Genomic DNA, 19,152 nt, shown 5'->3' on the forward strand with positions numbered 1-19,152 from the left:
ATTTTGATCTTTGAACAATTCTGCAATAAATATGTTGTGCAATATGGAGAAATTTAATTATAAGTTTGGAAGTTGTTGATTTGCAACGCAAAATACGTTACAATGAAGCTGAGGTGATAACCATGGAAAAAACGATGACACTCAATCTCCGTGTCAACCCTACTGTCAAGCAGCAAGCCGAAGACGTGCTGAAGCAGCTCGGCATCCCGATGGCAACAGCCATTGATATGTACCTGCGCCAGATCACCCTGACTGGCGGCATCCCCTTCTCGCTGTCTTTACCGAAAGCTCCTGCGGCTCTGAACGCTGACACCATGACCGATGACCAGCTTCATGCAGCCTTGCAGGTGGGCATTAAGGAGATTCAGAACGGTGATACCGTGGATGCTGCAAGCGCATTCGCACAGTTCAGGGAACAGCACAGATGAAGCAGTATGACGTAAAAATTTCCTATGCAGCCCTCAGCGATATGGAGCAGATTTACAGCTATATTGCTGACCGTCTGCTGGAGCCTGACACGGCTATGGGGCAGTATAACCGCATTGCAGAAGCTATCCAATCGCTGAACATCCTGCCGGAACGCTGCGCGCTGGTGGAAAGTGAACCAGAGCGCACCCAAGGGCTGCGGCAGATGCTGGTGGACAACTACTCGGTGTTCTACATCGTGGGCGAGGATGCGGTGTCAGTGGCTCGTGTGCTGTACAGTGCATCTGACCTTGTGCGCCGTCTGCGGAGAATGAAGTGAAAGGGGTGTTCGCATGACCGCCGTAATCTACGCCCGCTATTCCAGCGATAACCAGCGCGAAGAATCCATCGAAGGCCAGATTCGTGAATGTACGGCTTATGCCGAAAAGAACGGCATTACGGTAGTTAAGCACTACATTGACCGTGCCCTTTCCGCCAAAACCGATAACCGCCCGGACTTCCAGCAGATGATCAAGGACAGCGAAAAACGGCTGTTTGACATCGTGCTGGTCTGGAAGCTTGACCGTTTTGCCCGAAACCGCTATGATTCGGCCCACTATGAGTATCAGTTGGAACGGAATCATGTCAAGCTGGTATCTGCCACGGAGCCTATCTCTGACAGCCCTGCGGGTATCATGGTCAAGAGTATGCTCACTGGCATGGCTGAATACTATTCCGCAGAACTTTCTGAAAAGGTCGTGCGCGGCATGACTGAGAATGTTCTGAAGGGGAAGTACAACGGCGGCACGATTCCCATTGGTTTTAAGGTGGATGAGGAAAAGTTCTTTCAAATTGACCCGCTGAAAGTCCCCTTTGTGGTAGAAGCCTTCCAGCGGTACAACGATGGTGCGACCATGAAAGAATTGATGAACTGGCTGAACGACAGCGGTGTGACTACCAACCGCAACCAGAAGTTCACCTATAACAGTGTTCAGAAGTTGCTGACGAACAAACGTTACATCGGAGAAAACCACTTCAAGGACATCGTAATGCCCGACAGCATCCCGGCCATCGTGGACAAGGACTTGTTTGAAGAAGTGCAGCAAAAAATCAAGAAGAACAGCCGCGCTCCTGCCCGTCACAAGGCCGAGGATGATTATCTGCTCACCACCAAGCTGTTCTGCGGAATGTGCGGCGCGATGATGTTCGGCGAGTGCGGCACAGGCCGGAACAAGGTCGTTCATCATTATTATAAGTGTGCCACCGCGAAACGTTTCAAGACCTGCAAGAAAAAGACCGTCCGTAAAGAGTGGCTGGAAGATTTGGTCATAGCTGAAACCATGAAGCTGATTCAAGACGATGCCGTGATTGATGCCATCGTTGCAGAGGTCATGGAGTTGCAGGAACAGGAAAACACCACACTCCCTTTGCTGGAAAAGCAGATGCGCGAGGTGGAGAACGGCATTGAAAATATGCTGAACGCCATTCAAGCTGGTGTGCTGACCAACTCCACCAAATCGCGTTTGGAAAAGCTGGAAGCCCAGCAGAAAGAGCTTGAAGTTCGGATTGCCGAAGAAAAAATCGCTCGGCCACGGTTGAGCGAAAATCAAATTCGGTTCTGGCTGACCCGGTTCCGCAAGCTCGACCCGAACGTGAAAAGCCACCGGGAAACGCTTATCAATACATTCGTGAACGCGATTTATCTCTATGATGAAAAAGTTTTGATTACATTCAACTACAAAGACGGCACAAAAACCATCACTTTCGATGAAATTGCCGCCAAAGATGCCCCAGAGGGCAATGGTTCGGATTTGGGTTGCTTCGCTCCACCAAAAAGCCTCAACGTATGCAAGTGCGCTGAGGTTTTTGTTTTGTAACAAGGCTAAACTCATAGAGCGGGTGGATTCGAACAGCAACAGCGACGACCGCTGCCAGCGGCAGAAACAGGGAGGAGCTGTTGGGGCTGCGGCCAGCAGGATGCGCGTGCCGCCCAAGGCACGATGCAGCCGCTGGGAGCCGCGACCCGGGTTCCTTTTCTGCGCGGCTCGCGCAATCCACCCGCGCCCACCAAAAAACCGCAACGTATCAAAATACGCTGCGGTTTTGTTTTACGATACTTTGCCTTGCTGTTTTTGCTTCACTCGCCCATCAGAGCAGCTGGGCAAGAATACTGTTTTGCACAATAAGCCCGGCGGGGGTCAGGGCGAGGATGCGGCCATCAAAGGTGGCGTACCCGGCGCGGACGCAGTTTTGCACAAAGGCCAGCTGCGCGGTGGAAAACTGCTTGCCGTACAGAGTTTTGTAAGCTTCAAGGTCAAGCCCCTTGCGCAGCCGCAGCTGCAAGATCAGGTAGTCCTCTGCACCGCAGTTGCCGTCCATGATGGGTGCGGCGGCATCCTGCAGAAAGGCGGCGGTATCCGGCGCGTAGCAGAACCGCTTGCCGCCCATGCAGGAGTGTGCCGCAGGGCCAAGGCCCAGATAGTCGCCGCAGTCCCAGTAAATGAGGTTGTGCTTCCCCTCGTAGCCCGGCTTTGCAAAGTTGGAGATCTCGTACTGGCGGTAGCCGTGGTGTTCCAGCTGCTCCACGGCGTAGAGGTAGAAATCAGCGGCTTCATCGCTTGTGGGCAGACCCTCCGGCGGGTGCTTGCCGAAGGCAGAGTCCGGCTCGATCTTTAAAAGATAAGCCGAGATATGGGTGGCACCGCCTTTTTCGATCAGCTCCAATGTTTCGTCGAACTCGGCCTGCGTGTAGTGGGGCAATGCCAGCATGATGTCGCCGCTGATGTTCTCGAACCCGGCACGCCGGGCAGCGGCAAAGGCTGCCCGCGCCTGCTTGGCGCTGTGGGGACGACCAAGGGTGCGCAGCTGGGTGTCCCGGGCGGACTGCACCCCGAAGGAGATGCGGTTCACCCCCGCCGCCCGGAAGCCCCGCAGGCTCTCCTCGGTGACGGTCTCGGGGTTTGCCTCCAAGGTGATCTCTGCACCGGGCACGGGGTCTGCTGCCCGGATAAGCCGCTTGGCCTGCGCCGGGGTGAGCAGGCTGGGCGTGCCGCCGCCGAAATAGAGGGTGTCCGGCCGCAGGGGCGCATCCGGCGCAAAGCGGTGCAGCTCCCGCAGCAGCGCGTCCACATAGGCGTCCGGTACGCCCCGCTCCCCGGGGTGGGAATAAAAATCGCAGTACCGACATTTGGAAAAACAGTAGGGAATATGCAGATAAAGTCCAAGGGACATACAATATCACAGCCTTTTTCATGAAACGTTCATTTCTATGCAGTATACTATATTCCGTAGACCGGAGCAAGAGAGAAATGCTCCGCAGAATAGACTGGAGGAACCCAGATGAGTTACAACAATTACAACCGTGGCTATGCAGAGCCTACAATGACCTCGGCTGATTATATGACCCGCACCTACCGCTGGATGGCGCTGGGACTGCTGGTCACCTTTGCGGCGGCGTTTGTCACCGCCACCACACCGCTGTTCTATGTGGTTAATTCGCTGTATCTGCTGTTCACCATTGCCGAGCTGGCGCTGGTGTTCGTGCTGAGCGCCCGGGTGCAGAATATGTCCGTGGGCGCGGCAAGAGGGGTGTTTTTAGGCTACGCCCTGCTCAACGGCATGGTGCTGAGCTATTATTTCCTTGCCTTTGAAGTGGGCACGCTGGTGCTGGCCTTCCTTGCCACCTCGCTGTATTTCGGCCTGATGGCAGTTTACGGCACCACCACCCACAAAGACCTGTCCGGCTGGGGCCCCAAACTGATGATGGCACTGTTTGCGCTGCTTATCACCGGTTTCGTCGGCCTGCTGTTCGGCATGGGCTTTATGGGCACGGTGATGTATTCCGGCATTGGTCTGGTGGTGTTCATGCTGCTGACCGCCTACGATACCCAGAAGCTGAGCCAGATGTACTCCTACTACGCAGGGGACAGCGAGCTGGCGGAAAAGGCTTCTATCTACGGCGCACTGACGCTGTATCTGGACTTCATCAACATCTTCCTGTATGTGGTGCGTCTGCTGGGTCTCAACAGCCGCCGCCGCGACTAAGCGTATAGCGCTGAAAAATATTGATAAACTGAAAATCGGTCAGACCTACGGGTCTGACCGATTTTTTTGTGTAAAAAGGGATAACGGAGCATCCGCGGATGCTCCGTTATCCCTGCTATTTTAGGTCGATGCTCAAAGCAGCTTTACGGCCAGCGCCTCGGTGGTGCGCTCCTGTGCCTCGGTACTGCTGGGCTTATCGTCCAGAATATACCGCAGCACAAGCACTTCGGCCACATACAGCACCGCCACCTTGATGGGGATGCTGCCGGAATCCAGCGGGCTTTCCTGTGCGCCGCACAGCAGCACGATGTCTGCCAGCTTTGCGCCGGGGGAGTCCTCGTAGTGGGTGATCAGGATGATCTTTGCGCCGTTGGCTTTGGCGGTGCGCAGGGTCTCCATCAGGTCGCGGGTAGCGCCGGAGTAGGAGACGAACAGCACCACGTCCTGCTCGGTCATCAGGCTGGCAGCCATGACCTGCATGTGGCTGTCGGCGGTGGCACGGAACTTGTTGGTGATGCAGGCGAACCGGGCACAAATCTCGCTGGCGGCGACCATGCTGCCGCCCTGTCCCATGCAGAACACCTGCCGGGCGCTATGCAGCAGCGCCACAGCCTGCTCCACCGCCTGCGGCGAAAGAGCGTTCTGGGTGCCATTGATGGCGGTCATGAACAGCGCCGAGGCGTGCTCGCACAGGGTAGCGGTGTCGGCGTCCGGGGCGGGCTCCTGCTGGTTCACCAGCACACCGGTGGCGTTGGCCTGCGCCAGAGCAATACGCATTTCGTGGTAGCCCTCAAAGCCCAGCGCCCGGCAGAACCGGAACACCGTGGCCTCGGCCACCTGACACTCTCTGGCCAGCGACGATATGGACAGATACTGTGCCTCCGCAGCGTGCTGCACCAGATATTCGGCCACCGTGCGGCCGGATTTTGTCAGGTCGCCCTGATGCTGCTGCAGCAGCTCCCAAAAATTTGTAGACATTCTTCCTTCTCCTGACTTAGGCCGCCGACGGGTGCCGGTGCCGTGTTCGTGCTTACCTTCTTATATAAAAGTATAAGAGAAACCGCGCCGCTGTGCAAGAGGCGTAATGACCACATTTTACCCGCCGATTCTGTGCAGAGGGCACAGTTTTTTTGGAAAAAATGATTCAAATCGTGAAAATGCTTTTCATTTTCACGATTTCAAAACTGAAAGCGATTTTCAGAACAGGCGGGGAAAGTGTACCGTTTTGTAACTATTTTGACAAGTGAAGTGGATGAAAATATTGTGTTTTTTCTGATATCCCACAAATTTGTGCAGGCTGCTGGGTTTGAAAATGAAAATTTATGAAAAGAATGAATAGACAAAATGAAAATAATTTTCTATAATTAGGCTACAAACAACGGCTGCAGACACGAGCAGCCGCTACGAGCAAAACGGAGTACGATCCCCCGATGGGTCGAAGAAGATGAACAAGGAGAATCTACCATGAAAAACTGCATTTCCCGCCGTTCGTTCCTGAAGGCTGCCGGTATTCTGGGCGCTGCCGGTGCACTGGCCGCCTGCGGCGGTTCCTCCTCCACCAGCACTGCTGTTTCCTCCACCGCTTCCTCTGCTGCTGCAAGTGCAGCCAGCACCGGCGCAAGCATCAAGCTGTGGACATACCCCATCGGCGGCTGGGGCAATGACGATACCGTCCAGAACCTGATCTCCAGCTTCAACGCAAAGTACCCCGACATCAAGGTGACCGTGGAGTATCTGGACTACACCAACGGCGACGATCAGGTGAACACCGCCATCGAGGGCGGCAGCGCACCCGATCTGGTCATGGAAGGCCCCGAGCGTCTGGTGGCCAACTGGGGTGCCAAGGGCGTTATGGCTCCGCTGAACGACCTGTGGACCGACGATGCCAAGAAGGACATCTACGCTTCTGTGGAGTCTGCCTGCCACAACGAGAAGGGCGACTACTACGAGTATCCCCTGTGCATGACCGCACACTGCATGGCCGTGAACATGACCAAGGTCAAGGAAGTGGGCGCTGACCAGTACATTGATACCGACAAGCACACCTGGAGCACCGAGGGCTTCCTGAACACTGTGGACGCACTGTACAAGGGCGGCTACGAGAACGTGGCAGCCATCTACTGCAGCGGTCAGGGCGGTGACCAGGGTACCCGCGCCATCATCAACAATATGTACGGCGGCACCTTTACCGATGCAGCCCACACCAAGTACACCGCCGACTCTGCCGAGAACATCAAGGCCATTCAGGCTCTGTACGATGCAAAGGGCGTCAACTTCGATCCCTCCATCAACGGCGGCGAGGAGATCACCCTGTTCCGCAACGGCACCCTGCAGATGGCTTTCTGCTGGAACATTGCACAGCAGCTGAACGCTGACACCGCTGCCGCAGGCCAGACCATCAGCGGCGACGAGATCTTCCCCATGGCATTCCCCACCGAAAGCGGCGACCCGAAGCTGTGCGGCGGCATCTGGGGCTTCGGCATTTTTGATAACGGCGATGAGGCCAAGATCGAGGCCGCTAAGACCTTCATCAGCTTTATCGCTGCTGACCCCGACCAGGTGAAGGACAGCGTGCTGGCTTCCACCTACTTCCCCGTCCGCACCAGCGTGGGCGACATCTACGCCGGCAACGAGGTCATGAGCGAGTACAGCAAGTTCATGGGCTATCTGGGCGACTATTACCAGATCACCCCGGGCTGGACCACTGCCCGTACCGAGTGGTGGAACATGCTGCAGCGCGTGGGCTCCGGCGAGGCCGTTGAGACTGCCGTCAAGACCTTCGTGGACAACGCAAACGCAGCCGCTGCTGCCGAGGCATAAGCGCTACTTTTTCTGAACTGCATCACAGCTGAACCGCAAGGCCCCTTCCTCCGGGTGAGGGAGGGGCCTTTTTATGGAAAAACACTCTCAAACGAAAGGTCTGGTGATCCTCTTGGCTGCAAAGACGGCAATGAAAGAGCCCAAACGCAGCAGTGCGCTGGTACGGCGCGAAACCTTCGCCTCCTACTGCTTCCTGCTGCCCAGCCTGATCTTCTTTCTGGGCTTCGTCATCTACCCCATGATCCTCTGCGTGGTGACCAGCTTCTTTGACTCCACCATGAACCGCGCGGATATCTTTGTGGGGATGGCAAACTACAAGACCCTGTTTGCCGACCCCATCTTCCTTGGCGCATTAAAGAACACCTTCGTCATCGTCATCGTGTCGGTGCCCATCACCTGCATCTTCTCGCTGTGGGTGTCCTCCGCCATCGTAGACCTACCGGAGTGGGCCACCAGCCTTTTCCGCTGCGTGTTCTACCTGCCCGTGGTCACCGGCTCGGTCGCTGTTACCGTGGTGTGGAAGTGGATGTACAACAACTACTACGGTATCTTTAACTATCTGGGCAAGAGCCTTGGTATTCTGGACAAAAACATCAACTGGCTGGGTGACGAGCGGTTTGCACTGGGCTGTATCATCCTGATCTTGCTCACTACCTCCGTGGGTCAGCCCATCGTGCTGTATGTCTCGGCACTGGGCAACGTGGATCAGTCCATCGTGGAGGCTGCCGAGGTGGACGGCGCGACCGACCTCCAGTGCTTCTGGAAGATCAAGTGGCCGGCCATTATACCCACCACCCTGTACATTCTGGTCATCACCACCATCAATTCCTTCCAGTGCTTTGCACTGATCCAGCTGCTGACCTCCGGCGGCCCCAACCACAAGACCGATACCATTATGTACTACATCTACTACACCGCCTTCAAGCAGTACAAGTACGGCTATGGCAACGCCATGGGCGTGGTGCTGGCGGTGATCATCGCCATTCTGTCTGCTGTCCAGTTCAAGATGGGCAACAAGGATAATTAAGGAGGTGCGGAACAATGCGTGCAACTGCTGCAAAAAAGCAAAAACCGTTGAAGCGCCATCCCAGTAAACTGAAAAAGATGAGCGCCTACGCCATTCTGGCCATCATCCTCATCAGCATCATGGCGGTGCTGTTCGCCTTCCCGCTGTACTGGATCATCACCGGTTCCTTCAAGACCGGTGCCGCCATCAACGCGACCACCCCCGAGTGGTGGCCCAGCCAGTGGGTGCTGACCAACTACCAGAAACTGTTTGCCGGGAAGCGTGCCCCGCTGTGGCAGCTGGCTGTGCCCTTCGGCTCCAAGTTCAGCGCCAACGGCGAGCCTGTCTACTTCTCGGTGGGTCCCATGGCTCCCGCCGCCATCCGCTGGATGATCAACACCGTGTTCATGGCCGTTATGTCCATGATCCTTACCTGCCTGACCGCCGCCATGGCCGGTTATGCGCTGGCAAAAAAGCGCTTTGTGGGTCGCAAGCTGCTGTTCACCCTCATTGTCTGCGCCATGGCACTGCCCAAGCAGGTCATCCTGATCCCCCTGCTGCGCGAGATGAGCGCACTGAACCTGTACAACACCATCTGGGCGGTCATCTTCCCCATCGTGGGCTGGCCGTTCGGCGTGTTCCTGATGAAGCAGTTCAGTGAGGGCATCCCCACCGAAATGCTGGAGGCTGCCCGTATCGACGGTGCCAGCGAGGCGCGCACCTTTGTCAAGATCGTGCTGCCCATGGTCAAGCCCGGTATCGGCGCACTGGCCATCTTTACCTTCATCAACAGCTGGAACGATTACTTCATGCAGTTGATCATGCTGTCCAGCACCAGCAACCTGACCATCTCGCTGGGCATTGCAAAGCTGCAGGCAGAAAACAGCACCGACTTTGGTCTGATCATGGCAGGCGCTGCACTGGCTGCTGTGCCGATCATCATCATCTTCCTCATCTTCCAGAAGTACTTCACCAAGGGCATCGCAATGGGTGCAGTCAAGGGCTAAAATTTACAGAAAGAAGGGCTTGAAACATGAAAGATATCAAAAAATATCAGGGTGTCATCCCTGCCTTTTACGCCTGCTATGACGCAGAGGGCAACATTTCGGTGGAGGGCGTCAAGGCGCTGACCCGCCACCTGATCGCCAAGGGCGTCAAGGGCGTATATGTGGGCGGCTCCTCCGGCGAGTGCATCTACCAGCACGTCGATGAGCGCAAGACCGTTCTGGAGGCCGTGATGAGCGAGGCCAAGGGTAAGCTGACCGTGATCGCTCACGTCGGCTGCAACAACACCGCCGACAGCATGGAGCTGGCACGCCACGCCGAGAGCGTGGGCGTGGACGCCATTGCCTCCATCCCGCCTATCTACTTCCACCTGCCGGAATACGCCATTGCCAAGTACTGGAACGATATGTCCGCTGCCGCCCCGAACACCGAGTTCGTCATCTACAATATCCCGCAGTTGGCTGGCACGGCGCTGACCATGAGCCTGCTGAACGAGATGCTGAAGAACCCCAACGTGGTAGCCGTGAAGAACAGCTCCATGCCCACGCAGGACATCCAGATGTTCAAGGATGCCGGTATTGCCGCCCGCGGCGAGGGCAACTTTGTGGTGTTCAACGGACCGGACGAGCAGTTCGTTTCCGGCCGCGTCATCGGTGCAGACGGCGGCATCGGCGGCACCTACGCCGTGATGCCGGAGCTGTATCTGGCTATGAACGCCCATCTGGAAAAGGGCGAGATCGCAAAGGCCCGTGCCATCCAGTACGAAGCCGACCGCATCATCTACAAGATGTGCTCCGCCCACGGCAACCTGTATGCCGTGCAAAAGGAGATCCTGCGCCGGATGTACGGGCTGGAGCTGGGAAGCGTGCGCGCACCGATGCCCGGCCTGATCCCCGAGGATGAGCCCATCGTTGCCGAGGCACAGGCCATGATCGAAGTTGCCATCGCAAAGCTGTAACAAAATAAAAGCGCCCCTCTCCGTCTCTTTTCCAGAGGGGAGACGGGCGCTTCTTTTATTGGAGGAAACGCGAATGATCTGCGATACCTTGCAGCATCTGGGCCGGTACAGGGGACTGCACCCCAACTTGGATACCGTCATTGACTACCTGCTTACCCACGACCTTGCCGCCCTGCCGCTGGGGCGCACCGAGGTGGACGGCGACAAGGTGTTCATCAACCTGATGGACGCCACATTGCACCCGGACGCGGGATACCACCCGGAGTACCACAAGATTTATGCTGATTTACAGGCAGACCTTACCGGCAGCGAGGGCTGGGGCTACACCAATCTGCCCGGCGCGGAGATCGGGGAATTTACCGGGGACTGCGGCTTTCAGGACAGTGCCAGCGTAGTGACCGGTGCACTGGGCGAGGGTCGATTTGTACTGTTCTTCCCGGAGGAGCTGCATAAACCCGGCCTTGCACAGCACGGATGCGTCAGCGTGCGCAAGGCCGTTGTCAAGATCAGAATGGAGGAGTAAGACCATGGATAAGGAAAAGCTGTTTGCACAGATCAAGGGCGGGCTGATCGTGTCCTGTCAGGCACTGGAGCACGAGCCGCTGTACACCAAGGAGGGCGGCGTGATGCCCCTGATGGCGAAAGCTGCCGCCATGAGCGGCGCTGTGGGCATCCGCGCCAACACCGTGCGGGATATTACCCAGATCAAGCAGGTGGTGGACCTGCCGGTCATCGGTATCATCAAAAAGGATTACCCCGGCACACCCATGTACATCACCGTCACCATGAAGGAAGTGGACGAGCTGGTGGCCTGCGGGGTGGATATCCTTGCCGTGCAGGGCACCGGTGCGCTGCGCCCGGACGGCTCCACCTCCGCGCAGTTCATCCGCGCCATCAAGGCAAAGTACCCTGAGCAGCTGGTGATGGCTGATTGCGATAACTTTGAAAACGCCATGCTCTGCGCCGAAGCCGGTGCCGACTTTGTGGGCACTACCATGCGCGGCTACACCCCGGAGACCACCGGCATTGATGATATCGATTTTGACTTCATCCGCAAGCTGTCCGCAGAGTGCCCGGCAAAGATCATTGCCGAGGGGCACATCCACTACCCGGAGCAGGCGGTCAAGGCGCTGGAGGCCGGTGCCTTTGCGCTGGTGGTGGGCGGTGCCATTACCCGCCCGGCAGAGATCACCGCACGCTTTACCGGTGCTATCAACGCCGCAAAGAAATAACACAGGGGAGTGCCTGCAATGAAACACTATCTTGGTATCGACATCGGCGGCACAGCCGTCAAGCTGGGCATCGTGGACGAAGCCGGCGCGGTGCTGGCGAAAGCCGAAGAGAGCGTAAGTTTTGACGGCTACCGCACCCCCATCCTGACCACCGTGCTGAAAGCCGCACAGGCATTCCTTGCCGCGCAGAACATCCCGGCGGAAAGCCTTGCGGGCATCGGCGTGTCGGCCACCGGGCAGATCGACAGCCGCAAGGGCATCGTGGCGGGCACCTGCGGCAATCTGCCCAACTACATCGGCGCACCTATTAAAGCCGAACTGGAAAAGACCTTCGGTCTGCCGGTCACGGTAGCCAACGACGCCAACTGCATGACGCTGGGCGAGGTGTGGGTCGGCGGTGCAAAGGGCTATACGGACGTCATCGGCGTGACGCTGGGCACCGGCGTGGGCGGCGGCATCCTGACCGGAGGCCGTCTGCTGGAAGGCGCGCGGGGTCTGGGTGGCGAGCTGGGCCACTACCGCACCCACGCGCTGGACGGCGTGGACTGCACCTGCGGCGCAAAGGGCTGCTGGGAGCGCTACGCCGCCACCACCGCACTGGTGCGCGCCGCGCAGGAGAAAGACCCGGCATGGAAGGATGGCCGCGCCATCTTTGCCGCCGCTGAGGCGGGCGACAAGACCGTGCTGGCGCTGCTGGACGCATGGACGGACGAGATCGCGCAGGGACTGGCGGGCATGGTGCATATCTTCAACCCGCAGCTGATCCTGATCGGCGGCGGCGTGTCTGCCCAGCAGAAGCTGCTCATCGAGCCTATCGCTGAAAAGGTGAAAGCATCCATCATGCCCGCCTTTGCCGAAGGGCTGGAAATTCGTGCCGCGCAGCTGCACAATGACGCCGGGATGGTGGGTGCTGTGTACTACTTCCGGCAGACGATGGAAAAGGAGTAATTTGGTTATGAAAAAGCATATTCTCTGTCTGGGTGATTCCAACACCCACGGTTATTGCGCCGACCCCAACGACTGCGCCGACCACGGCATCCGCTTCAACGAGGACGAGCGCTGGACCTGCCGCCTGCAAAAGGCGCTAGGCGAAGAGTATCTGGTCACCGAGGAGGGACTTTCCGGCCGCACTACCGTGTTCGTGGACCCACTGCATGAGTCCATGGATGCACTGAGCGTGGCTTACGCCCTGCTCAAGAGCCACGAGGTCATCGACCTGCTCATCATCATGCTGGGCACGAACGACGTCAAGGAGCGCTTTGGCGCAAACGCCGCCTGCATCGGCGCGGGCATGGAGCGGCTGCTGCTCAAGGTCAAGAGCGTGGACTGCTGGGGCGGCAAAGCGCCTAACATTCTGGTGGTGGCACCGCCCTGCATCAAGGACGGCTTCCACGATGCCGTCATGGGCGCAGGCTGCGTGGAGAAATCCCGCGGGGTCGCCGAGCAGCTGCGCATCGTAGCCGAGCGGCAGGGCGTGCACTTTATGGACGCCGCCGAGTGCGAGTTCAACGAGGTGGACTTCATGCACCTGACCTGCAAGGGGCACGCCCGGCTGGCAGAGCTGCTGACCGCAGAGGTGCCGAAGCTTATCTGAATAAAAAGATGTCAGAGCGATCCCGGAAGGTCTGCGGACTTTCCGGGATCGCATTTTCATACAGGCAGGGGAGAAAGCTCGATTTCCGGGACAGCATGGAAAAGGCACATGGTAAGAGCCGCTTTTTTCTGCCATACTGCCGCCTTTTTTGTTGACAAGGCACCGGCTTGCTATTATAATAGTGTAGTCAAAATGGCATTCCTGTGCGGCTTTGTGGCTGCGCGAAAGAAATACAGCTAATAACAAGGAGAGATTCTCAAATGGCACAAGAGATCAAGATGTCCGCTGCCGGTCTGAAGGCAATGCAGGAGGAGCTGGAATACCTCAAAACCGTCCGCCGCAAGGAGCTGGCTGAAGAGATCAAGGAAGCCCGCAGCCACGGCGACCTGTCTGAGAACAGCGAGTACGACGAGGCCAAGAATACGCAGGGTCTGGTGGAGAACCGCATCACCGAGCTGGAGCAGACCATCAAGAACGCAGTTATAATCGACGAGAGCGAGCTGAGCGTGGATAACGTCTCCGTTGGTACCCACGTCACCATCCGTGAGACCGGTGAGGACGAGGCCGAGGAATACGATATCGTGGGCCGCACCGAAGCCGATGCCTTCAACGGCAAGATCAGCGATGAGAGCCCCGTGGGCCACGCCCTGATGGGCAAGGCTGTGGGCGAAAAGGTCGAAGTGCTGCTGCCCACCGGCCAGACCGTGGAGTACACTGTGCTGGCCATCACCCATTCTGCAAACTAAGTAGGAGTAACCATGGAAGAGCAAAAGAGAAACCCCGCTGCGGGTCTGTCCGAGAGCGAGCAGGTACAGGTGCGCCGCCAGAAGCTGGCCGACCTGCAGGCCGCCGGCAACGACCCCTTTACCCTGACCAAGTTCCCGCAGGACGCGTATTCCGCCGACCTGAAGGAAGAATTTAAGGAGCTGCCCAACGAGACCGACAGCGGCAAGCTGGTGGCACTGGCAGGCCGTATGATGTCCAAGCGCGTTATGGGCAAGGCAAGCTTTGCCCACCTGCGCGACGACAAGGGCGATATCCAGCTTTACGTCCGCCGCGACGAGCTGGGCGACGAGGCCTACGCCGCCTTTAAAAAGCTGGACGTGGGCGACATTATCGGCGTGAAGGGCGAGGTGTTCCGCACCAAGACCGGCGAGCTGAGCGTGCGCGCCACTGAGCTGACCCTGCTGGCAAAGAGCCTGCGCCCCCTGCCCGAGAAGTTTCACGGCCTGACCGATACCGAGATGCGTTACCGTCAGCGCTATGTGGATCTGATCGCAAACCCGGAGGTGAAGGACACCTTCATCAAGCGCAGCCAGATCCTGAAAGAGATCCGCGCCTATCTGGACGAGAAGGGCTTCTTGGAGGTGGATACCCCCATCCTGACCCCGTTCGAGATCGGCGCTTCTGCCCGCCCCTTCTACACCCACCACAATAGCCTGAACATGGACATGGTGCTGCGCATCGAGACCGAGCTGTACCTCAAGCGCCTGATCGTGGGCGGCATGGACCGTGTGTACGAGGTAGGCCGCATCTTCCGCAACGAGGGCATGGACCCCAAGCATAACCCGGAGTTTACCTCCATTGAGCTGTATCAGGCCTTTACCGATTTCCATGGCATGATGGATCTGGTGGAGGAGCTGTACAAGCGCCTTGCCCTCAAGATCTGCGGCAGTCTGGTCATCCCGTATCAGGGCAAGCAGATCGATATGGGCCACTGGGAGCGCCTGACCATGGTGGAGGCCGTGAAGAAGTATTCCGGCGTAGACTTCAACGACTGGCAGACCGATGCAGATGCCATCGCCGCCGCCAAGGCACACAACGTGGAGCTGCCCGAGGTGCCCACCAAGGGCGCCATTCTGGCTGAGTTCTTCGACGCCTTTGTGGAGGACAAGCTGATCCAGCCCACCTTCATCTACGATTACCCCGTGGAGATCAGCCCGCTGGCCAAGCGCAAGCCGGATGATCCCGCTTTCACTGAGCGTTTTGAGTATTTCATCGACTGCACCGAGTACGGCAACGCCTTCAGCGAGCTGAACGATCCCATCGACCAGAAGGGCCGCTTCGAGCGTCAGGTGGCCGAGCGCAAGGCCTTGGAGCCCGAGTGCAAGGCACAGGTGGACTACGACTACATCAACGCACTGGAGTACGGTCTGCCCCCCACGGGCGGTCTGGGCTTCGGCGTGGATCGTCTGGTGATGCTGCTCACCGATAGTGCCTCTATCCGTGATGTGCTGCTGTTCCCCACGATGAAGCCGATTGAGCAGTAAAACGTAAAATTGAAACGCAGGTACGATGGATTTCCAAACGAAATTCGGGCGATATCTGCGGTACTACACCACAACTACACCAATTTTGGGACGTTTTCCCGAAAAGGAGCCTTACAAAGCGGTGTGGTGTAAGAAATGAATAGGCGGATTGGTGTAGTAGGTACACTGAACCCGTAAAGACGAAAAAGGCAGGTACACTATGGAAACATGGTGTGCCTGCCTTTGTGCTTATTATTGAAAGATAATACGAGAAAGTTGTGGAAAGAATGTTAGACCACGCATCAAATGTACATCAACAACCATGATTCATGGCAGGGAGCTTAGAACACAAAAGTTCATCCGATGCAGTTTTCTATGCATCCGATGAACTTTTTTCAGTAGCGTTTCCTTTTAAGCCACCTTGGTCTTTCGCAGATACCCCCATGCTGCCAATCCAACGAGCAGAACGATCTTGATCGGTGCCGATGCCAGCAGTACATCTGCCTGAAAGAAAGCATGCCCGCCTGCATAGAGAAAATCAAAGCTGATCATTTTATACAGCAATGCATTGGAAAGCCCAATGCCCCCTGCCGGAATCAGGGTGGACAGCCATTCTCCAAAGGAGCCCGGCACGGCCATATAAACAATTAGCGGTGCCACCACACTGATCAGCGCCACAGACAAAGCGGTCAGGTTGTTCTTGGCCCATACGGATGCCATCAGCACAAAGGCCACCTCCGCAAAGAAGATCAGGAAGTTTGCCACCAGCATGACCCACTCCATCTGGCCAACGGTATACGGCAGCAGGCTGGTCACAGAAAACAGCCATTGCACGGAAGTTTGGGTACTTTCCCAGCCAAATAGAGCATTCGTGACTAGGATCCACACCACGCCGCAGAGCAGATACGCCGCCCCTGTGATACTAAACGCCGCCGCTAGCTTTGCCGCTGCTAGCCGCAGACCGCCGTTTTTTGTGCACAGTTGGATGTCCTGCGCCCCGGTCTGTGCATCCGATGCAAACACCGGGGCCGCAATCACCGCGCACAGCAGGGTGAGCAGCAAGCTCAACAGGGTCTGGTAATCCATTGCGTCTGGACTGACCCCAAATGAATAGGTAAACGGTTTTTGTACAGCATCGAACTTTTTCTGTGCAATGGCCTGCGCCTGCGCATAGCCGGGCTTTCCGCTTTGTTCCAGCCAGATCACCGATTCCAGCCGTTTGGGGAGCTGGCTGTAAAAGTTCTGCATATCCTCTGCGGTCAGCCCCATCACGCCCGGTGCCATGCCGGTTTTCGAGTCGGCAAAGGCTTCCTTTGCGTTGTTCACAAGAGGCTGATACCGGGCAAGTTCTTTATAAAATACCTCGACCGGGATATCGTTGATGGAGCTTGCATCATACTGCCGGTACACCCGCTGATAGGCTTCCAGTGCTTCCTGCATGACATCCGGCGTGATGGTACCGGATACCTGCTGCTCCTGCCGTTTCCGGATTGCTTTCAGACCCGTGTAACGCACTTCGTTTCCGCTGGCATCCAGTTCCGTCCAGCCGATAAAGGTCACCGGCAGATATGCCATGACCACGGCCAGCACCAGCGCAATGGCCAGCAGAATAGCTGTCATACGGGTTTTGCACACACGTTTCAATTCCAAACGATACAGGTTCATTTTGCTTCCTCCATTTCCTCCGGGAACAGCCACAGATACAGATCTTCCAGCCGGGGCTGTGCCGGGACGCTGTCCGGCAGCTGCGGTGCATCCGCCAGATACCGCAATGTTACCGTTCCGTCCGGCTCGTTGCGCAGGTTCACTACCCGCAGCCGGTATTCCCACCGGGCAAGCTGTTCCATCGGGATATTCCCCTGCCAGACTTTGGCTTCGATCTGCTTTACCAGCCCTTCGGTGGTGTCCTGTGCAATGATTTTGCCAGCCTTCATCACGGCATTTTCAGCTGCAATGTATTCCACATCCGAAACGATATGCGTTGAAATGAGAACGATCCGTTCCTGCGCAAACTCCGACAGCAGATTGCGGAAGCGCACCCGTTCTCCGGGGTCCAGCCCTGCCGTAGGTTCATCTAAAATCAGAATTTCCGGGTCGTTGAGCAGTGCCTGTGCGATGCCTACCCGGCGCTTCATACCGCCGGAAAGCTTTATGATCTTTTTGCGGCGCACCTCAGTGAGGCTTACCCGCTCCAGCAGTGCGTCGATCTGCCGGGCAGCCTCTGTGCGCGGCAGACCCTTGAGCGCCGCCATATATTCCAGATAGTCCTGCACCGTGAATTCCGGGTAAAACCCGAATTCCTGCGGCAGATACCCCAGCTTTTCCCGGTAGGCCGCACCAAGCGTCCCAATCTCCACCCCATCGCACAAAATCCGGCCACTGCTGGGCCGCAGAATGCCCGCCAGCATCCGCATTAAGGTTGTTTTGCCTGCGCCATTCGCCCCCAGCAGTCCCCACACACCCGGCGTGAGAGTGATGGACACATCATCCACCGCCGTTTTATCCCGGTATCGCTTTGTAACATTCTGAATTTTCAGTTCCATGACTTGTTCCTTTCAAGCTTCTGCAATATATTCTGACCGGGCGGCAAGCTGGATGCACTGCAACACCATGCAGAGCACCAGTACACCCGCCGCCAGCGGCAGACCTTTCGGCAGTTCCGATAATTGCACGAACCGCAGCAAACACATCTGCCCTGCAAACAGTGGTACAGCCCCGGTCATCATCCATTCCGGGCGCACCCAGCGCAGCAGCAGAAGCAGCTCATTGTTTGCGGTCAGGAATGGCACGGTCAACACCGCCAGCAGTTGCCCGATGCTCCATGGCACGGCTGCCCGCACATTGAGTACCAGCACTCCCAGCAGGATCGTTTCCCCCGCCAGCAGCAGCAAAAACCGCATCACCAGCGGACGACCGATTCCTGCATATGTGGCTTGTTCCAGTTCAAGCATCTTATATTGACTTGCCCGGTATAAAAACGGCAGATCGAGCAGGGCTGTCAGCATGGCAAGTGTGCTCAGACCAAACAGTGCATTGCGTAATGTCCATGCCTTCTCCCACAGGGCAAGTTCCCGACCCACACTGTACAACGCCAGTGCCGCCATTGCTTCCAGCGCCCAGACCTTCCAGCCCAGCAATTTGAACTGGCAGTGCAGCAAATCACGCCAATCACTCCGTTGTTTTACGACATGTTCCGCCCGGCAGCGGCGCAGCAGCTTTTTCGGTGCGGCTGTGTCAAGCTCTGTCGCCAGTGCTCTGGACAGTTCTTTTTCAAAGGCTCGATTCATCTCCAGTCCTCCTTTTCCAATTGCATTTTCAAGGTTTTCAATGCGGCACGCAGGCGGGACTGCACTGTGCGCAGGGGCAGACCTGTAATCTGCGCGATCTCCCGCAATTTAAGCTGTTGTGCGAACCGCAGCAATACCAGTTCCCGCTGTTCCGGCTCCAGCTGGGCCGTCAGCGCTCGCAGGTTTGCTTTCTCCTCTGCCGCAGCAAAGCCGCTTTCCTGATAGGCGGGTTCGCCCGGCAAGCTCTCCAGCGATATCTCCGACCGTTCCATGGTACGGTTCAGATCGATGCAAATGTTTTTTGCGATTTTGTACAGAAAGGGACGGAATGCCCCCTGAAATCCACCACAGGAATCCAGCCAGCGCACCGCTTTCAAAAAGGTTTCCTGTGCTGCATCCTGCGCCTGCTGCTCGTCCGCTGTATGCCAACGGCAATAGTTCAGAATTTGTGGATAGTACGCTGTAATCAGAGTGTCCAGCGCACCTGTATCTCCGCTTTGCGCTTTCCGCAGCAATAATTCTGTCTGGATACGGTTCACCCCCTTCCTGTCT

Annotated in this window: 20 protein-coding genes; 14 read left to right on the forward strand and 6 right to left on the reverse strand. The window is 57.0% G+C overall.

Annotated elements, in window-relative coordinates; translation table 11 throughout:
- Window positions 1-122: 122 nt before the first annotated feature.
- From WMO44_RS08410 to WMO44_RS08420, 3 genes are read left to right on the forward strand one after another with little or no spacing between them, the layout of a single operon-like run.
- Window positions 123-428 carry a type II toxin-antitoxin system RelB/DinJ family antitoxin gene (locus WMO44_RS08410; RefSeq protein WP_035393314.1) on the forward strand — a complete coding sequence of 102 codons (306 nt, stop codon included), beginning with the start codon at window positions 123-125 and terminating at the stop codon, window positions 426-428.
- On the forward strand, window positions 425-745 hold the full coding sequence (locus tag WMO44_RS08415) for a type II toxin-antitoxin system RelE/ParE family toxin (RefSeq protein WP_120120646.1): 321 nt from the start codon (window positions 425-427) through the stop codon (window positions 743-745). The genes WMO44_RS08410 and WMO44_RS08415 overlap by 4 nt, the downstream gene beginning before the upstream one ends.
- 13 nt (window positions 746-758) lie before the next feature.
- Entirely contained in the window at window positions 759-2,282 is a 1,524-nt protein-coding gene (locus WMO44_RS08420) for a recombinase family protein (RefSeq protein WP_349152324.1), read from the forward strand.
- A 271-nt stretch (window positions 2,283-2,553) separates the two neighbouring features.
- Here the strand turns inward: WMO44_RS08420 and hemW are convergent, their stop codons facing one another.
- The gene (gene hemW, locus WMO44_RS08425) at window positions 2,554-3,636 is read right to left on the reverse strand and encodes a radical SAM family heme chaperone HemW (RefSeq protein ID WP_349152325.1); all 1,083 of its coding nucleotides are present in this window, start codon (window positions 3,634-3,636) and stop codon (window positions 2,554-2,556) included.
- Window positions 3,637-3,744: 108 nt separating this feature from the next.
- Here hemW and WMO44_RS08430 point away from each other — a divergent pair, with 108 nt between their 5' ends.
- Window positions 3,745-4,449: a Bax inhibitor-1/YccA family protein gene (locus WMO44_RS08430; protein WP_349152326.1), complete on the forward strand. Its 705-nt coding sequence runs from the start codon at window positions 3,745-3,747 to the stop codon at window positions 4,447-4,449.
- Between the two features lie 132 nt (window positions 4,450-4,581).
- Here WMO44_RS08430 and WMO44_RS08435 read toward each other — a convergent pair whose 3' ends face one another.
- Window positions 4,582-5,427, reverse strand: a complete 846-nt coding sequence (locus WMO44_RS08435) for a MurR/RpiR family transcriptional regulator (RefSeq protein WP_349152327.1) — start codon at window positions 5,425-5,427, stop codon at window positions 4,582-4,584.
- 486 nt (window positions 5,428-5,913) lie between these two features.
- Here WMO44_RS08435 and WMO44_RS08440 point away from each other — a divergent pair, with 486 nt between their 5' ends.
- The 10 genes from WMO44_RS08440 (at window position 5,914) to lysS (ending at window position 15,334) form a co-directional block, all read left to right on the forward strand.
- Window positions 5,914-7,269 carry an extracellular solute-binding protein gene (locus WMO44_RS08440; RefSeq protein ID WP_349152328.1) on the forward strand — a complete coding sequence of 452 codons (1,356 nt, stop codon included), beginning with the start codon at window positions 5,914-5,916 and terminating at the stop codon, window positions 7,267-7,269.
- Window positions 7,270-7,399: 130 nt separating this feature from the next.
- Window positions 7,400-8,296 carry a carbohydrate ABC transporter permease gene (locus WMO44_RS08445; protein WP_349152348.1) on the forward strand — a complete coding sequence of 299 codons (897 nt, stop codon included), beginning with the start codon at window positions 7,400-7,402 and terminating at the stop codon, window positions 8,294-8,296.
- A 14-nt stretch (window positions 8,297-8,310) separates the two neighbouring features.
- On the forward strand, window positions 8,311-9,282 hold the full coding sequence (locus tag WMO44_RS08450) for a carbohydrate ABC transporter permease (RefSeq protein WP_055186355.1): 972 nt from the start codon (window positions 8,311-8,313) through the stop codon (window positions 9,280-9,282).
- Between the two features lie 26 nt (window positions 9,283-9,308).
- Window positions 9,309-10,238: a dihydrodipicolinate synthase family protein gene (locus WMO44_RS08455; RefSeq protein WP_349152329.1), complete on the forward strand. Its 930-nt coding sequence runs from the start codon at window positions 9,309-9,311 to the stop codon at window positions 10,236-10,238.
- Between the two features lie 73 nt (window positions 10,239-10,311).
- On the forward strand, window positions 10,312-10,761 hold the full coding sequence (locus WMO44_RS08460) for a NanQ anomerase/TabA/YiaL family protein (RefSeq protein ID WP_349152330.1): 450 nt from the start codon (window positions 10,312-10,314) through the stop codon (window positions 10,759-10,761).
- Window positions 10,762-10,765: 4 nt separating this feature from the next.
- Window positions 10,766-11,470 carry an N-acetylmannosamine-6-phosphate 2-epimerase gene (locus tag WMO44_RS08465; RefSeq protein WP_097783200.1) on the forward strand — a complete coding sequence of 235 codons (705 nt, stop codon included), beginning with the start codon at window positions 10,766-10,768 and terminating at the stop codon, window positions 11,468-11,470.
- An 18-nt stretch (window positions 11,471-11,488) separates the two neighbouring features.
- Window positions 11,489-12,418, forward strand: a complete 930-nt coding sequence (locus WMO44_RS08470; protein ID WP_349152331.1) for an ROK family protein — start codon at window positions 11,489-11,491, stop codon at window positions 12,416-12,418.
- Window positions 12,419-12,425: 7 nt separating this feature from the next.
- A complete protein-coding gene (locus WMO44_RS08475; RefSeq protein ID WP_097779270.1) occupies window positions 12,426-13,064 on the forward strand; it encodes a GDSL-type esterase/lipase family protein in 639 nt (212 codons plus the stop codon).
- A gap of 260 nt (window positions 13,065-13,324) precedes the next feature.
- On the forward strand, window positions 13,325-13,810 hold the full coding sequence (greA, locus tag WMO44_RS08480; RefSeq protein ID WP_055186361.1) for a transcription elongation factor GreA: 486 nt from the start codon (window positions 13,325-13,327) through the stop codon (window positions 13,808-13,810).
- A 12-nt stretch (window positions 13,811-13,822) separates the two neighbouring features.
- Window positions 13,823-15,334 carry a lysine--tRNA ligase gene (lysS, locus tag WMO44_RS08485; protein ID WP_349152332.1) on the forward strand — a complete coding sequence of 504 codons (1,512 nt, stop codon included), beginning with the start codon at window positions 13,823-13,825 and terminating at the stop codon, window positions 15,332-15,334.
- 390 nt (window positions 15,335-15,724) lie between these two features.
- Here lysS and WMO44_RS08490 read toward each other — a convergent pair whose 3' ends face one another.
- The 4 genes from WMO44_RS08490 to WMO44_RS08505 are packed head-to-tail and all read right to left on the reverse strand — an operon-like array spanning window position 15,725 to window position 19,139.
- Window positions 15,725-16,978: a hypothetical protein gene (locus tag WMO44_RS08490; RefSeq protein WP_349152333.1), complete on the reverse strand. Its 1,254-nt coding sequence runs from the start codon at window positions 16,976-16,978 to the stop codon at window positions 15,725-15,727.
- Window positions 16,975-17,856 (reverse strand): ABC transporter ATP-binding protein, encoded by an 882-nt coding sequence (locus tag WMO44_RS08495; protein ID WP_154252549.1) that lies wholly within the window; start codon window positions 17,854-17,856, stop codon window positions 16,975-16,977. Before WMO44_RS08495 ends, WMO44_RS08490 begins: the two co-directional genes overlap by 4 nt.
- 12 nt (window positions 17,857-17,868) lie before the next feature.
- Window positions 17,869-18,600 (reverse strand): hypothetical protein, encoded by a 732-nt coding sequence (locus tag WMO44_RS08500; RefSeq protein WP_349152334.1) that lies wholly within the window; start codon window positions 18,598-18,600, stop codon window positions 17,869-17,871.
- Complete coding sequence (locus WMO44_RS08505; RefSeq protein ID WP_349152335.1) at window positions 18,597-19,139, reverse strand: RNA polymerase sigma factor; 543 nt, start codon at window positions 19,137-19,139, stop codon at window positions 18,597-18,599. The genes WMO44_RS08500 and WMO44_RS08505 overlap by 4 nt, the downstream gene beginning before the upstream one ends.
- Window positions 19,140-19,152 lie beyond the last annotated feature (13 nt).

The organism is Faecalibacterium tardum (assembly GCF_040096515.1).
Taxonomy (GTDB): domain Bacteria; phylum Bacillota; class Clostridia; order Oscillospirales; family Ruminococcaceae; genus Faecalibacterium; species Faecalibacterium tardum.